The sequence below is a fragment of the Pseudoalteromonas rubra genome (assembly GCF_000967655.1).
Classification (GTDB): Bacteria; Pseudomonadota; Gammaproteobacteria; order Enterobacterales; family Alteromonadaceae; genus Pseudoalteromonas; species Pseudoalteromonas rubra_A.
The window spans coordinates 89,667-106,494 of the sequence record NZ_JXYA01000032.1 but is presented as its reverse complement, the minus strand read 5'-3'; the positions used below and the strand labels follow the sequence as shown (position 1 = coordinate 106,494).

The window sequence follows — 16,828 nt, the reverse complement described above, 5'->3', positions numbered from 1 at the left end:
AATGTTTTCAAGCAAGCCATTTTCCAATCCTAAAGAAGTAGATGGACTTGCGATTGAAAAGAACCGACAGAGGTTGCTTATCTATCGGCTTACGATGGTTTACATACCATTGATGGCATGAGGAAGCACAAGGGGGAGGTGTTATGACTTGCCAGAAATTTTTGCCATAAAAAAAGCCCCTGTCGGGGCTTTTCATGCTAGTGGTTAGTTCATCTGCGTATTAGAAGCTGATGTTGTAACCGGCGAAGATTTCGCGACCAATGTGGCCTGTATTGTAGATTGAGTAATCAACGTACTTATCTTTACTATCATATACGACACCTTTATCAAACAGGTTACGTGCACCCAAAGTGAATGTGCCATAGCCATCGCTGTAGTACTTCATGTTCAGGTTGTGCGTCACGTAAGTAGGAAGTGTCCCCGAATATTCAACGATATGTTGGCCATTACCAGTAGGTTGTTTAATTTCAGTCTCATACGTGCTATCGATCACATCGGTTGTCCAGTTGATTGTATAGTTGTCAACTGCATAATTTACCGTGAACTGAGAACGGAATGCAGGCTGCTCCGGAGCATTCTTAGCGTCGCTTGTTGGACCTGCAAAAAAGATATCTTGACCCACTTCAGTCAAAATTGTTGTCACATTTCTGAATTTAAAGTCACCGAAAGCTGTTTCTAGCTTATAAGAAACGTCTACATCGAAGCCTTTGCGCGACATAAAGGCGCCATTATCGTACTGGGTGTAGCCTTTTTCGATAGAACCGTCAGCATTGCGGACCAGTTTCACTTCAGGTCTGTCTGCAATCAGTGCGTCATAAGCACCCGCAGTCTGCGCGTCAACAAGGTCTTGAACTGTAATCAGGTCAATAACCTCTTCAACTTCAAGCTCGAAGTAATCAACTTTGATCGAAACATCTTCAAAGCCGGAGTATACAACACCAAGGTTGATATAGCTTGACTCTTCCGGGCCAAGCTCTTTATTACCCTGACGCAACTCTTCGTAGCTGGCTTCTGTACAATCAGATGCAGACTTGCCTTGCTGAGCACACAAGACATAGTCTGTCGCTCTCGGATATCCAATTGAGTCAGACGCATTCAGCTGTTTAAGAGATGGTGCACGGAAGCCCTCGGAATATGAAGCACGAAGTAGCAAGTCATCAACAGGACGGTAGTCAAGTTTCACACTTGGGTTACCTTCGCCGCCAAAATCGCTGTAATCATCGTATCGATATGCCGCGCTCAGAGTTAAGTTATCCAAGATTGGAAATGCCACTTCATAAAAAACAGCTGTTACATCACGCTCACCACCGCCAGAGCTACCAGCATTACCACCAATCAGGCCAGCTTCATTCTGTGCATCGTAACGAGAATCCAACGTCATGTCGAAGTATTCGCCACCCACGTAGTGTGCAATTGCACCGCCTTCCAATTCACCGAACTCGAAACCGATACCGGCAAACAGGTGGTCCAACTCGCTCTGATTTTCAGCATAAGTTGTCGCACGCATATTTGCGATGCCTTGCTCAGAATCAAGAGCAATATTGTTTAACGTATTGTGAGACAGGCCAGCTCTGCTCAGATAAAAACGACCAGCTTCACGATAATCAAGCTTAGCCTTGTGATAAGACACTTCCCACTCAGCTGTGTCACCGAAGGCACCTTTCAGACCTAAGGTATAGTCTTGCTGATAATCCGTTACTTCACCGTCACGGTTGCCCAGCTGATACCAGCGGAAGTAACCTTTTGTAACTTCACCAGTTGGATTGTGCTCATTGTCAGCAGCCATGTTATTCCAGTTTGCTGCAGCTGGCGCATAACGGCCAAAGGAGTCATTACGACTAAACATAGCACGACCGAAAAGCTCCAGGTCATCGGTTAGTTCATACGTGATGCTCGCCATCGCCGAGTCACGTTTAGTCGACGCCATGTTGGCAGAAACGTTAGCAAATGCATAACCACAAACCTGGCCGCCGCCAACACCACCTAATGCACTACCTTGGTCAAGTACGCCAACGAAACCATCGACATTTTTGGTCAGCTCATCACACTTGGGCGATGCAAGCATGCCATTAGGACCTTTAATAGTCGCGCCAGAGTAACTGATACCCACAGTTTCATCGTAGATAGAGATTAGGCCATCTTTATTTTTATCTTCCATAGACGCCGCTGTGTAGCTACGGTCACGGTCAAAAATTGGGTTACGCTGCTGGTGATCGTATACAAACGTAATATTGCCTTTGTCAGAGCTTACGCCAAATGCCATTGACATTTGCTTAGTATCTGCACCTTCTGCTTCAGGACGACCAACCTGGATATCGAAAGATACGCCTTCGAAATCTTTTTTCAGGATGACGTTGATAACACCGGCAATGGCATCAGAACCATAGATAGCTGAAGCGCCGTCTTTAAGAATTTCGATACGCTCTACCGCCGCCATTGGGATTGAGCTCAGGTTAGCACCACCACCATTCAGTGAAGGGGAGCTGCCCATGCGCTTACCGTCGATCAGTACCAAAGTACGACCCGCGCCGGCACCCAGCAAGCTTACAGTTGACTGCGACTGACCGCTGTTACCAGAGCTTGGGATAACTGAACCAAAGCTGTTAGAAGTCACGCTTTGTAGTGCTTCGGCAACAGAGACACGGCCCTGACCTTCGAATTCCGCAGTCGAGATCACTTCAACCGGGCTTGCACCTTCCATGTCGACACGCTTGATACGCGAGCCTGTGATTTCAATGCGTTCTACTTTTTCAGCACCTTCCTGAGCAGTTGCAGACTGTGCTATCACAGCCGTAGACGCAGCACCAAATGCCAGTGCTAAACGCACGGCCTTAGTTACTTTAGTGTTCAACATGTGTTTTCTCCCTGGGCTTACACTTGGCGGTAAGCATGAGTATTGTTGGTATTTATAATGAGCTTGCCGAGCTAATTTCAGCACGCTCTGAATTTTCGCGACGGATACTAATCGCGACTTGTGTTAAGCGTCAAACCACCCACACTTAACAGCCAGGCACAGCAAAAACACAACCCAAACCCAAGGATTTAACAGGCCCTTAAAGTTAATTACCACTCACTTCAAAACAAAGGTAATTTTTAATTCAATTCACAAGCAAGCTGTATACAAAAAACACAAGGACCAATGTGGGGTAAAAAATGCAAGTCGCATTTTAGTTAAAAAAAATATTTTTAAATTAAGTCCGTTTGCTGTTTTTTTATGCGTAAAAAGACAGAAAAACAAATCATTTCCAAATTTGTTAGTGTGTATTTACATTCAAATAAAGCGCTGCTTCACTTCATTTTGTTTTAATGGGTGGGAAATAAGCGGAAAATAAAATTTGCTTACAAGCGGCTAAAAAACCGCTTGCACGCAATTACAAATCACCAGACAGATCCAACGTGCGCTGACCATGTAAAGTGATGGCGTCAAGATCAACCTCCGGCAGCATCTGGTAAATAGGTAAGATCTGTTTTTCTATATAGTGGCTGTAATCAGGATTAGACAACGCCCCCTGTACCAGCTTAGGGCCAGTTTGACTGATATAATAAGCCACCTGACTGCCCTTACCGAGCGCTCTGTTGACCCCTGTGCTGTGGGCTTCTTTCGCCGCCCTGACATGAGGCGGTATGTTTTTAACGTAGGCATTCAGGGGTTTGCCTAGGCGTTTTTTGTAGATCAGCTTATCATCAACCTCACCACTGTTGATCAAGGCAATATACTGTTCGGTCACCGCTACGACATCTTCCTTGTCAAATAGGGCTCGGATCACCGCCTGCTGATACGCTTTGGCAATCTCAGTCCAGTCACTTCGCACCGTTTCAAGTCCTTTGAATACCAGCTCAGTGCCCTGCTCTGTCTGTATTTGACCAACATAACGTTTTTTAGATCCCGTTTCCTGCCCACGAATGGTCGGCATAAAGAATGGGCTGTAGTGGGTTTCAAACTCAATCTCCAGATAACTGGGCAGACTGAACTGGCTGTTAATATGTTGCGCCCAGCGCTGGTTAATCTCCTTCATCAGGCGCTCACCGAGTTGCTGGCACTGATCGCTACTGAGAGACTCAGGCACACAAACAAAGGTCGAGTCGGTATCACCATAGATAACCTCAAAGCCCATGTCTTCAATCCAGCTGCGTGTGGTTTGCATAATTTCATGGCCGCGCAGGGTGATTGAGCTGGACAAACGCGGGTCATAAAACCGACACCCCCGGGATCCCAGCACCCCGTAAAGGCTATTCATGATGATTTTAATCGCCTGCTGCAACATCTTATCACCCCGGTCCTTGGCCTCCTGCCGAGCCTGTGCTAACTGTGCGACCAGCTCAGGCAGGTGGTGATGCACTCTGGAAAAGGCGCCTTTGTTGAAGCCGGGGATGGCTTCCTCGGGTGCACTGAGCCCTTCGATGAGGCCCATAGGATCAATATGGAAAGTACGGATAATTGAGGGATACAGGCTCTTAAAGTCGAGTACCAGCACATTTTGATACAACCCGGGCCGGGAGTCCATTACATAACCTCCGGGACTGTCGAATGTCAGACCATGTTCCCCCAGGTTAGGCGCAATATAACCACTGCGATGTAATAAAGGCAGGTATAAGTTCGTGAATGCTGCCACCGATCCACCCATGCGCTCCAGCTCCAGACCCGTAAGCTGAGTTCGGGCAATGGCAAACTCGAGTAAAGACAGCTTAATAAAGATGTCCCAGACCAGCACACAGTCTTGCAGGTTATAACTGGCCAGTGCCGGCTTATCGTGATGAAACAGGCGGATGATCTCCTCCAGCCGGTCATCCTGGGTGAGCAGTTTACTTTTCCCAAGCACCTGCTGGGCAACGTAACTGAGTTTGAAGGTTTCAAAATGATACGTGGCATTTTTCATGGTATCTATGCCATCGAGTACCACACGCCCCGGGATCAGGACCCGCGTAAAGTTGCCCTTTGATACCTGCATTGGGCTACCATCGCGGCCCACACTCAGTGTCACCCCCAAGGCTTCAGCCCGTTCATTAAGCACGGCGCAGTCAAACTCAATCACATTCCAGCCAATGATCACATCCGGATCCAGGCGATTAAGCTCCTCTACCAGCGCCTGCAATAACGACAACTCATCGTTGACCCAGCGCACATCGACATCACTTGCCTGTGGTTCGCCTATCATAATAACGCGCCGCTGAGCTTGGCAGACCAAACCGACGGAAAACAACACCCCTTCCCCGCTGCACTCAATATCCAGCGACAGCATGGACAGCTCAGGCACAAACTGCGGTGCTGGTTTCAGGCGCGCGTGTTGGATCTCAGTGAAACCTGCTTTTTTTTCAACCTGGCCCGTGACCCAGGCACCACCACGTATAAAACGCTCCATCAGGTAACGGTCCGCATGACGAATATCCGCCTCATATAAGGTGATATAGTCAGACAACTGCTCTTTACATTGATAATAGTCACTCAATGTACGGCAATAAAGCCCGGTGACCGGCGACTGATCAAAATGTTTGAGCGCAAGCGGCCTGAACTCAACGCCCTTAAGATGTGCAGAGAGTCGCTGTTGCGCCCTGGCAGTGTCTTCCGTGCGGATGAATAAAACTGCCTGTTGCGGCTGCGTGATCACCTTCAGCAAGCCTTCACTCGATTTCAGCCAGTAGCACAGGTGCAGCCTGTTGTTGAGGTGGATTTGTTGTCGTGACAGGATAAAGCCCTGATATACCGCTTGTGCCAAAGGGGATCCCCGCCTAAAATAGAATACCTGTAATTATATCCATACTTTTTTGCTTAAGCGATCCTACATGCTGTCAGATTCTCTAAAAAAAACCATCCGTCAGGCGCACACCAACATAGCTGAACAACTCGAAGGCTTTCGCCCGCGCGCCGGACAAAACTATCTGGTGGCAGAAATCGCTAAAACTCTGGGAGGCGACTACCACAAATCACAGCGTATTTGCGTGATTGAAGCCGGTACAGGTACGGGTAAATCGCTGGCTTACTGCCTGGGTGCCTTGCCCATGGCACTGGCAAAAAAGAAAAAGCTGATCATCTCAACCGCAACCGTTGCGCTGCAGGAGCAGTTACTCAACAAAGAGCTGCCCTTTTTTAAAGAGCATTCCGGGCTCGACTTTAAATTTGATCTGGTAAAAGGGCGCCAGCGCTATATCTGCGTGCAAAAGCTGCTGGCAGCCGTCAGTGGCGAAGAAACCCAACTGTCTCTGATGCCGACAACCAGCTCGCCTCTATCGGCAATGGAACAGCGCTGCTTACAAGCGCTGGCAAAAGCCTATCAGGAAAAGCGCTGGCAGGGTGACAGAGACAGCTGGGCAGATACCATTCCCGATAAGGTGTGGAACCTCATCGCCTGCGATAAGCATGCCTGCCAGCGGCAAATGAAGTCTCATAACTTGTGTCCTTTTCATCTGGCCAGACAAAAAATTGCGCAAATGGATGTACTGGTGATCAACCACGCCTTGTTACTGGCCGATCTGGAGCTCGGCGGCGGTACGATTTTGAGTGACCCCGAAGACACCTTTTATGTTATCGACGAAGCGCATCATTTACCTCATATCACCCGCGACTTTTCGTCCGCGGCGGCAACCATCAAAGGCACCATAGAATGGCTCGACAAACTGCTGAAGTTCAGCGGTAAAATGGCCAACGTTGTGGTTTCACAAAAGGCTATAGGGCAGAACTTTAAACTCAACGACGCCGCCAATGATGCGGGCAAAGTATTACGTCAAGTCAGAGACATGCTCGACCAATCTGATTACAGTTATAATGACGATGACACCCACCGCTTTTTACACGGTGAAGTACCGGAGCAACTCAAAGCGCGTGCCAAAGACATCGCGGATGCCACGCAGGATGCACTGCGTGCCCTGAGTAAAATGCATGATGCGCTGACTCTGGATGTCAACGATGGCGATGTGCAGGGCTTTCTGGCTGACCCCATTTTGGCAGAAAGTGGTCAGTACATTAACCGCCTGGAGCAGCTTAACAAGTTATGGTTCAGCTATGCCACAAAAGGCGAAGGCACGCCACATGCTCGCTGGATAAAACGCCTGGATTACAAGCATCACCACGATTATCTGTTATGTGACTGCCCTATTGAAGTGGGCTTTTATCTCAAAGATAACCTCTGGCGCGAATGTGCCGGCGCCGTTTTGTGCTCAGCCACCCTGAGCGCTATGGGCAACTTTGACCACTTCGCTAGAGAGAGCGGACTGAGTAATGAGCCGGGTGTAAAATACATCAAGGCCGACTCGCCGTTTGATTATGCCAAGCAAGCGCAGTTACATATCCCGCACACCAAAACGGAGCCCACAGATAAGGCATTCAGCGACTATCTGGCTGAGGCACTGCCCGATTATCTGGATAAGAAAAAGGCCAACCTGGTGTTGTTTGCCTCTTATTGGCAAATGGATCATGTGGTTGCCAAACTACGCAAACAAAACTGGCAGATCCTGGTACAGGGCGAGCTGTCACGTGACGAGCTGCTAAAACGTCATCGCGCCGCCATCGACCTGGGTGCGGGCAGCATTTTGTTTGGCACGCAAAGTTTGTCTGAGGGGCTCGACCTGCCGGGCAAATATCTTGAAAACCTGGTGATCACCAAAATCCCCTTTGCGGTACCAACGTCACCGGTAGAAGAAGCCCAGGCCGAATTTATCCAATCAAAAGGCGGTAATCCGTTTTTATCTATTACAGTACCGGACGCCGCCAAGAAATTAGTGCAAAGCTGTGGTAGACTGCTGCGCAAAGAAACGGATTCTGGCCGCATCACGATTCTTGACAGACGCCTGGTTACCAAACGATACGGCAAGGCGATGCTGGACACGCTGCCACCCTTTGCCAAACAAATAGACTGATCCATGCTCGAATTTGCTTTAGACCCAGCTACCTGGGCGTTACTATGTACGGTTGCACTGGCCGCAGGTTTTATTGATGCTATCGCCGGCGGCGGCGGTATGCTTACGGTACCCGCACTGCTCACCGCAGGCTTGCCGCCTCATATGGCACTGGGCACCAACAAGCTGGCAGCCAGCTTTGGCTCGTTAACCGCCAGCTTCACCTATTACAAACAAAACCTGTTCAACCCCAGATTTTGGGCGGCCTCTGTACTGGCCACCGCCATAGGTGCCGTGCTGGGCACTTTACTGGTTGACTCGCTGAGTATTGAGTTTCTCAATAAACTGATCCCGGTCATCATTTTACTGGTTGCACTGTACAGCTTGTTTGGCAAAATGAGCCACAGCGACTCCATTGACTTGCCCAAAAAAACTGGCTTACTTAAAGTAAAGCAGTGGCTGCAGGGTCTGTCTCTGGGCTTTTTCGACGGGCTGGCAGGCCCCGGTACAGGTACATTCTGGACGGCGTCCAATGACATGCTGTATAAAATGAGCCTGCTACTGAACTGTGGTCTGGCCCGTTCGATGAATTTTGTCTCGAATTTTATCTCGCTGATCACTTTCGTTGCACTGGGGCATGTTAATTTCATGCTGGGCCTAACGATGGGCGCATTTTTAATGCTGGGTGCCTGGCTTGGCGCGCATTCAGCGATCAAGTTTGGCAGTCGGCTGATCAAACCCCTGTTTAATGCCGTGGTCATCATGTTAACTGCAAAACTGATTTTTGAGGCGTATATGGTATGAGTCTGCCACTGGATAAACTCAGACAACGGGTAGCTGAGCTGCAGCATCACGCCGAGCAGTTTGATAAGGCGAAGTGGTTTGATAAAAACCGCTACATTCAGTCGCAGCCGAGTCTGTTTGACAGCCATGTGTTTCGCAGCAAAAGTCTGAAGCTCAGCGACTATGTCGACGAAGTGCAAGAAGCGCTGGCACACTTGCCGCCGCCGTCGCAGCGGCATGCGCTGCAATATGCGGTAGAACACATTGGTGAGCAGATAGAAGCCATCATTAAAGTGCTAAAATCCACCCCTGTCTGGGCCAAAGAAAACCGTTTTCAGCCCCACAAAAAGGCCAAAGTGTATCGTCAGGCCGTCAAAAAAATCATGCAGCCGTCTCATGAGCTCTACCAGGAGCTGTCGCAAAACCATGAGTTCGAGCGCCGCTTACAGGAAATGATCTCACTACGCCAGGATCAGCTGATCAAAGCGTCCCCCGAGCAAGCCGCTCAGCTGAACAAAGAAATACTCGCCCTGCATGGTCGACTGGGACGCTGTCGTAAAGCCATCAGCGCAACCGAAGATAAGATTCAGCAACAAGAAAAGCAATCCCGCTCCTGAACAGGATAAGCACCAGATTATGTTGTTTTACCACCCCAGCTACAGCGACCTGTGCTTACCCCCAAAACACAGATTTCCTATTGAGAAATATCGTTTGCTTTATCAAAGGCTCGCCCAGACCCCCTGTGCAAGCAGGCTCACAGAGCCCAGTGTGGTCGCCTCAACGGAAGATCTTACTCTGTGCCATGACCCTGACTACGTGGCCGCATTTGTTGATGGCACACTCTCGGGCAGCGCTATCAAGCGCATGGGGTTTCCCTGGTCGGAGCAACTGGTTAAGCGTACTTTGCGCTCAGTCGGGGCCGCACTGGAAGCCTGTCAACTGGCGCTGGAGCATGGCTTTGCCGCTAACCTGAGCGGTGGCTATCACCATGCTTTTAGTGACGCGGCCGCGGGTTTTTGTATTTTTAACGATTTAGCCATTGCCGCCAGGCACCTCATTCGCACCGGACAGGCCGATACGGTCTTGCTATTAGACTGCGATGTACATCAGGGTGATGGCAGTGCTGAAATTCTTGCAAAGGACCCTCAGGTAGTAACCTGCTCGCTGCATTGTGAGCAGAACTTTCCTAAGCTAAAACGTCGGTCCGATTATGACTTTGCTTTACCTGTTGGCTGCTCAGACGAAACCTACCTCGCAACGCTGAATGAGGCTTTGGGCTTGTGTACCCGGCTCCACCAGCCTGACATCATACTCTATAACGCAGGCGCCGACATCTACCACCACGATGAACTGGGACATCTGGCTATCAGCTTAGAAGGGGTTCAGGCCAGAGACCGTCAGGTATTGCATCATGCCAGACAACACCATATTCCATTGATGGCTGCACTCGGAGGCGGCTATCAGCGCAATGTCAACCGTTTGGTCGATGTGCACCTGCAACTGTTTGTCGCCTTGCAGCAGGTCTGGCCGGAACATTTCAATCTGCCGCGTCCCGGAAAATAACCGCTCCACATAGTCACAACAGCCATTTTAAAATTGCCAGTAGCATTAACCACAGAGGTGGTTTATGTTGTACAATTACAATAACTTCAAAATGGAGCACGACAATGAAACTTCATGATGATCTGCACAATTATTACGAAAAGATTGTGCTCGAAAATATTGAGGAACGCGGCCTGGACCACAAGTATGATGAAGATGTCATGGCTGATCTGTGCTGTACCGCATTAAACCGTTTGCCTGCGCGCTACATCCGCTACGACGTAGACATGGAGTTTTATCTGCCAACCGATGAAAGAACCGACATGGAAGCGCGGGTAAAAGAAGCCGTTGACTATGCGCTGGCACAAATTGCTAAAAAGAAACAGTTTCAACCATGACGAAAAATACCTTAGATCAGGCACCCGAACACATTAAGTTGGCTGTCGACTTAATCATGTTACTTGAGCAAAATGAGGTACCAGCAGAGCAAGTACTGGCTGCACTGGAAATTGTCCATGCCGATTTTGCTAAAAAGTTAGACACAGAAGTAAGTTAACTTTAAAAGAACAAAATACTTCACATTGCATTTACCCTTATGTCATATTGTCGCCTCACAATGACAACGACTTATGATGTAAGGAATAATTATGACAACAATCAGTCCTCGTGCACTCACCCTTGGCCTGACGGCTTTCGGTCTGTTCCATGGCAGCACCCTGGCAAATGATTTTGCCGCACTCGATGAAGCAGTACCTGCAGGGTATGTGATCAACGCCACCGAGCCGGTATTCGATTTTGATGGTGATGGCTGTCTGCCCAGCGCAGGGATCAGCCGCACTGGCCAGCAAAATGCGGGCCTTAAAACCTCAGGCAGCCTTGGCGGCAGTTGCCGTGACAGTCAGTTTTTGAATACCTCTAATACCGTTCACCGCTATGCCTGTTCAGAAACGGATCAGGGTCGTTTTTGTGGCCATTTTTATGCAATGTACTTTAAAAAAGATCAGGTTTTCCCCTACTTTGGTGGCGGTCACCGCCATGACTGGGAATATGCTGCGGTTTGGACCAAAGATGGCGTAGTGACCCATGGCAGTTACAGCGCTCATGGCGACCTGTACACCAAAGCGGCAAATGAGTTGCCGTTTGAAAATGGTCATCTGAAAATTGTCTATCACAAAGACGGGATCCTCACCCACGCGTTTCGCTTCGCCAAGTCGAATGAAGTGGCAGAAAACGGATACAACCGCTTTGTAACCCCTGCGATCATCAGCTGGTACGAAATGTCCGGAGATGGCATAGACAATCAGGGGTTGCGCGATAAGTTAAACCAGTATGATTACGGCTCTGCAACCTTACCGGTCAAAGACAGTCGCTTTTTGACTAACCTGAATCGTTTTAAACCTTCTGGCTACCCTACTTTTACCAACGCTGACGTCCTCGCGGCTCAGTAGCAGAGTATGCTGCCCGCTTTAACGGCGGGCAATATCATTATGCAGAACGTGCCAGTGTTTGCGTCGAGGTATGCAGTTTATATTGGGCAAAAAAACGACTATCTTCTTCTGAGTCTCTGGGACAGGCGAAATAGGCCACATCGTCACGAACCGGTTCCGGGCGGCGGTGTTTACCATCTTCCCAATACAGCACGGCATGTTTTACCAGCTCTTCCAGATAAGTGTGATCCCAGCTGTAGTGGCAGTAACCATGATGGTCAGACAAATAAGGAGCATAGTCACCACAGGAGTCAATGCTGCTCACGCCGTTTTTGTAGTCTGCAAACGCTTTTGCGTCTTCCTCAGCGGTGGCGGGGTCGACAAAATAGGCAACGTCACGACGCGGTGGTAAGGCCTGAGGTAAGCCAAACTTTTCTCTTACGGCCGAACACTCAACCACAATCCAGGAAACAAAATGGGCACCTATCTGATGATCCCACTTTAACGCAACAAACATCTCAACTCTCCTTCTAAGCTCAATTCATTTTTGCTCGTCCGGCACACCCCTTACTCACTAAAAACTAGGCGCCCAGACGAATGCGCGCGAAGCTTACCCGAAATTATTGTCAAAAAGTAGCCAATTTATGGATTTTTTCATGACATTTCCTGATCTGGATTAGCAAATAAATGATCCACAGACTTAGCAGGCGTTATCAGTATGCAACGCGAGCAGGGCCAAATGCGTTGAAAAAACACGCAACTTTTAGCTGGTTTTAGCGATGATAAGTATGTCTAAATCCTCAAAATCGTTACAAGGTATTACGATATGGTCAATCACCGCTAATATGTTGCGATTTGTCGTGAATTTCAAAAACACTAACTTACCTGCCGCTAGCAGTTTTTTGTCATTTCATTAAACTGCACAGTGAAGCTCAACACTTGGACGTTGTTATGAACCTGACACGCAATTCACTGAAAAACCCCGCCGCTGTCGTGGTGATCCTGGTGCTGCTAATACTGTTTGGCATACTCAGTATTTTTAAGTTACCGATCCAACTGACGCCGGATATAGAACAACCACAAATAACTATATTTTCTGGCTGGCGGGAAGCGGCGCCCGAAGAGATAGAATCAGTGATCATAGAACCGCTGGAAAGCGCCGTTAAAAATACCCCCGGCGCACTGGAGGTTAATACCACCATCAACCGCGGCAATGGCTTTATCTCCCTGACCTTTGCCGTTGGTACCGACATGCAGCAGGCCATGCTGGATGTACTGACCAATTTAAACCAGGCACCGCCACTGCCCCTTGATGCCATAGATCCGGTGGTCAGCGCAGGCGGCAATGGCGGCCCGGCGGGCCCCAATGCGGCTTCCCTGCTGGTGACCCCACTTAATTACCAAGGCGATGGCCTGGATCTGGATATGGCACAGTTCCAAAAAACCATTGAAGAACTCATTGAACCGCGTCTGGCCAGTATTCCCGGCGTTGCCCGCGTCAACTTGGCCAGTGAACGGCCAAAAGAGCTACGTATCACCTTTGACCCTCACAAAGCTGCGGCGCTTGGGATCTCCTTAGGTCAGATCAGACAGACCCTGGCCAGTTCCCGAGATACCTCAGGTGGCATGGCCGATGTTGGCCGGCGTCAATACACCGTGCGCTTTACCGGTCAATACGATCTGCAGGATATGCTGCAAATGCGCATTGGCTACTCGGGGGAGCGCCCCATCTATCTGGGTGATGTTGCAAGCGTTGCCGAAACTTACTCCGACCGCCGGGCGATGAGTGGCCGTAATGGCAAACCTGCCTATTACATTACCGTGTCCAGGGCCAATGGGGCCAATACGGTTGCTCTGCTTGATGGCATCAACCAGGCAATAGCCGAGCTCAATGCCGGTCCACTACCCGAAGCGGGCATTGCTATCGAGCTCAGCTACGATGCGTCTATCCATATACGTAATGCATTACTACTGGTGAAGAGTAATCTGGGGTTAGGCGTATTATTGTCTCTGGCCATTCTTTGGCTGTTCTTCCGGGGACTGAAAACCACGCTTATCATTGCCGCCACTATCCCGGTGTCTTTGATGGTCGCGTTTTTGGCGCTTAACGTGTTCGACCGCAGCCTGAATGTGATTTCTCTAGCGGGGCTGGCCTTTGCCGTGGGACTCGTACTGGATGCCGCCATCATAGTGCAGGAAAATATCACTCGCCTGAAATCCAATGGGTTTGATGACTATAAAGCGGCGCTGCGCGGTGCAGGTCAAGTTGCTGGAGCCCTCTTTGCGTCTACGGCTACCAGCGTCGCCATCTTTTTGCCTATTTTGTTTATGGCTGGTATTGAGGGCCAATTGTTTTCAGACTTGGCGTTGACCCTCTCCATCGCCGTCGTTGCCTCTATGTTATGTGCCCTGACGATAATTCCGGTTGCCAACCGTTACCTGCCTGACAGCAAAACACAAACCGACCCCTACCAGCATTACTGGAAAAAGCTGACCGCCCTGATCATGCGCCTGACCAATAGTCGGGTCAAACAGCTCAGCTGGGTATGTGCATTACTTGGCGGCTCTGCGCTGGTTACATTGACTATGTTGCCAAAAACCGATTTTATGCCTCGCGCCCCAACCGACGGCTTTTTCTTTAACCTGGTGACGCCACCTGGCGGCAATATGGCATACATGGAGGAAGAGCTGTTAAAACGCGTCAGAGCGCGGCTGATGCCATACTATCACGGTGACAAGCAACCGGGGATCAAAGACTTTAACTTTTATATATTTGGTGCCAATGCGGGTGGTTTTATTTATTCTGCCGACCCGCAGCGCGTTGAGGAGCTGATGCAGGTAGCCCGGGAAGAAATCTTTGTCGACCTGCCCGACACCCAGGTGTTCTTTTTCCGGGGCTCAATGATCAACATTGCCAACGGCGGTGACGGCCGCAATATCAATATTGAGCTGACCGGGCCCAATATGGACGACCTGATAGCCGGCGCCGAAGTAGCACTGCAAGCCGTAAAAACGGCGATGCCTGATGCAACCGCCCGGCCGCAACCGCGCCTCGATATGTCAGAGCCAGAGCTCAGGCTGTATCCCAATGACCGACGCATAACTCAGGCCGGGCTGAGCCGTCAGGATGTTTCGCAGGCAGTACAGGCTTTCACCGGCGGTCTGTTTATCAACGAATACTTTAACGGCAATGAGCGAATGAACGTGATTTTGCGGGCACAGCCTTGGCACTCACCGGAAGAACTCAAAGCACTGCCGCTGTATACACCGGATGCCGGGATCCAGACGCTCGGAGAGCTGGCGCAAGTAACGCGTACAGTCGGACCCAGCCAGCTGCAAAGAATTAATGGTCGGCGCACGGTCAGCATCATAGTCACCCCACCCGCAGCAATGAGTCTGCAACAAGCGCAGGCGATACTGGCAGAGCAAGTGATGCCCAAGATCAAAGCGCAATTACCCGAAACGGCCGGCGTGATCCTCGGTGGCAATGCTCAGAAAATGAATAGCGCCATAGAAGAAATGACACTCAATTTTTTCCTTGCGCTGTTTATTTTGTTCTTATTAATGACGGCATTATTTAAGTCAGTCCGCGACAGTGCACTGGTGCTGCTGGTGATGCCGCTGGCCATTGCCGGGGGCGTTGTGGCGCTTTATGTGTTAAACCTGTTTACCTTCCAGTCGCTGGATTTGCTGACCATGATCGGCTTTATTATCCTGCTTGGCCTGGTGGTCAACAACGCCATTTTGCTGGTCGATCAAACCCGTCATGCGCAGGCGCAGGGCATGAACCGTCGCGACGCCGTTGAGCAGGCCGTGCTGATGCGCGCCCGCCCTGTGTATCTCAGTACCCTGACCAGCCTGTTCGGTATGTTGCCACTGATGCTGATGCCGGGCGTTGGAGCAGAAATCTATCGTGGCCTGGCCACAGTGATCGTCGGCGGCATGGCCATCAGCGCCCTGTTTACCCTGGTCCTGATGCCCAGTCTGTTGCAACTTGGCTCGGATAAACAGCCAACCCCTAAGGCCAATAACAATAACGATAAACCTCAGTTAAACCTGGTCGCGAATCAGTAGGAGCGCACAATGTTAGTCAGTCAATATAAACGTGCTTTGGTCACCGTGCTGGTGACCTGCGCCGTCACCTTAAGCCAGCAGGTATACGCAGCACAACCCGTGGCCGTTGAACCCGTTTCGCAGGGCCAGCTCACCAGTCAGCTGGCCGTCAATGGTACCTTGCATGGTAAGCGTGACATGGTTATCACAGCCGGCGTGTCGGGTCGCTTGCACTATGTCGCAGAGCCGGGGTTAGAAGTAACCAAAGGCGATGTGCTGGTGCGCATGGATACCTTGCCGCTGGAGCTGGAAAAAGCTCGCCAGCAAGAAATGCTCAAACGCGCCCGCGTCAATTTACGGTTTCAAAAACAAGAGCTCACGCGCTTGATGGCGCTGGCCAAAACCAGCAGCGCGGCAGCCAGCCAGGTCGATAAAGTGCAGAACGCCCACGACCTGGTGCTGTCCGATATAGCGCTGGCTGAAGTCGAACTCAGAGTGATTGAAGATAAGCTCGACCGGGCAACCGTAACGGCGCCGTTCTCAGGCATCGTCAGCAAGCGCTACCACCGCGCAGGGCGGGACGTCAGTCGGGCCGATGAGTTACTGAACCTGGTGGATATCCACCAGCTTGAAGCGCGCCTGTATGTGCCGGTTAAATACCTCAGTTATGTGCGCTCAGGCCAGCAGCTGCCGATCAGTGCCGGTAACCTGGACGCCCCACAAACAACCATAGCACGTGTCAGCGCCGTGATCCCGGCCACCGATCCGCGCTCCCAAACCTTTGAAGTACGTGCGATGCTCGAGCAAGCGGATGACCCCGCTCACAAGCAACACTGGGCTGTAGGACAACTGGTGGATGTCTCCGTGCCACTGGCGGCCAGTGAACAAGCTTTACTGGTCAACCGCGATGCCTTGATCCTGCGCAAACAAGGGATCCATGTGGTTAAAATCGATGCCAGTAATACCGCCACACAGATCCCGGTGACTGTCGGTAAAGGTCAGGGCCAGCTGGTTGCCATCACACCCAAGCCCAGCCACCAGCTGATTGCCGGGGACAGAGTCGCGGTGCGAGGTGCAGAGCGGCTGACCGATGGCCAGGAGGTCGAGGTTCAGAATTAACACAGCTTACTAGCCCAATGAGCCTGCTTAAGGAAGAGCTAAGGCTCATTTTTAATTTCAATCTAATCAAATCA

12 protein-coding genes are annotated in these 16,828 nt (G+C 50.3%); 9 read left to right on the top strand and 3 right to left on the bottom strand.

Annotated elements, in window-relative coordinates; genetic code table 11:
- Positions 1–220: 220 nt before the first annotated feature.
- Positions 221–2,854 carry a TonB-dependent receptor plug domain-containing protein gene (locus TW77_RS14685; protein ID WP_046005736.1) on the bottom strand — a complete coding sequence of 878 codons (2,634 nt, stop codon included), beginning with the start codon at positions 2,852–2,854 and terminating at the stop codon, positions 221–223.
- A 517-nt stretch (positions 2,855–3,371) separates the two neighbouring features.
- Positions 3,372–5,714 (bottom strand): DNA polymerase II, encoded by a 2,343-nt coding sequence (locus tag TW77_RS14680; RefSeq protein ID WP_046005735.1) that lies wholly within the window; start codon positions 5,712–5,714, stop codon positions 3,372–3,374.
- Between the two features lie 67 nt (positions 5,715–5,781).
- On the opposite strand from TW77_RS14680, the gene dinG reads away from it, so the two are divergent.
- The 7 genes from dinG to TW77_RS14650 all read left to right on the top strand — a co-directional run bounded on the left by dinG (position 5,782) and on the right by TW77_RS14650 (position 11,603).
- Entirely contained in the window at positions 5,782–7,851 is a 2,070-nt protein-coding gene (gene dinG, locus TW77_RS14675) for an ATP-dependent DNA helicase DinG (protein WP_046005734.1), read from the top strand.
- 3 nt (positions 7,852–7,854) lie between these two features.
- A complete protein-coding gene (locus tag TW77_RS14670) occupies positions 7,855–8,634 on the top strand; it encodes a TSUP family transporter (RefSeq protein ID WP_046005733.1) in 780 nt (259 codons plus the stop codon).
- Positions 8,631–9,230 carry a primosomal replication protein gene (locus TW77_RS14665; protein WP_046005732.1) on the top strand — a complete coding sequence of 200 codons (600 nt, stop codon included), beginning with the start codon at positions 8,631–8,633 and terminating at the stop codon, positions 9,228–9,230. Before TW77_RS14670 ends, TW77_RS14665 begins: the two co-directional genes overlap by 4 nt.
- 19 nt (positions 9,231–9,249) lie before the next feature.
- Positions 9,250–10,176: a histone deacetylase family protein gene (locus tag TW77_RS14660; RefSeq protein WP_046005731.1), complete on the top strand. Its 927-nt coding sequence runs from the start codon at positions 9,250–9,252 to the stop codon at positions 10,174–10,176.
- Positions 10,177–10,280: 104 nt separating this feature from the next.
- Complete coding sequence (locus TW77_RS14655) at positions 10,281–10,553, top strand: late competence development ComFB family protein (protein WP_046005730.1); 273 nt, start codon at positions 10,281–10,283, stop codon at positions 10,551–10,553.
- Positions 10,550–10,711, top strand: a complete 162-nt coding sequence (locus TW77_RS24605; protein ID WP_071211950.1) for a YbaM family protein — start codon at positions 10,550–10,552, stop codon at positions 10,709–10,711. Before TW77_RS14655 ends, TW77_RS24605 begins: the two co-directional genes overlap by 4 nt.
- A gap of 91 nt (positions 10,712–10,802) precedes the next feature.
- A complete protein-coding gene (locus TW77_RS14650) occupies positions 10,803–11,603 on the top strand; it encodes an NPP1 family protein (protein WP_046005729.1) in 801 nt (266 codons plus the stop codon).
- 37 nt (positions 11,604–11,640) lie between these two features.
- Here the strand turns inward: TW77_RS14650 and TW77_RS14645 are convergent, their stop codons facing one another.
- On the bottom strand, positions 11,641–12,099 hold the full coding sequence (locus TW77_RS14645; RefSeq protein WP_046005728.1) for a hypothetical protein: 459 nt from the start codon (positions 12,097–12,099) through the stop codon (positions 11,641–11,643).
- Between the two features lie 434 nt (positions 12,100–12,533).
- On the opposite strand from TW77_RS14645, the gene TW77_RS14640 reads away from it, so the two are divergent.
- Positions 12,534–15,656 (top strand): efflux RND transporter permease subunit, encoded by a 3,123-nt coding sequence (locus TW77_RS14640; protein WP_046005727.1) that lies wholly within the window; start codon positions 12,534–12,536, stop codon positions 15,654–15,656.
- 9 nt (positions 15,657–15,665) lie between these two features.
- Positions 15,666–16,754, top strand: a complete 1,089-nt coding sequence (locus TW77_RS14635; RefSeq protein WP_046005726.1) for an efflux RND transporter periplasmic adaptor subunit — start codon at positions 15,666–15,668, stop codon at positions 16,752–16,754.
- The last annotated feature ends 74 nt before the right edge of the window (positions 16,755–16,828 follow it).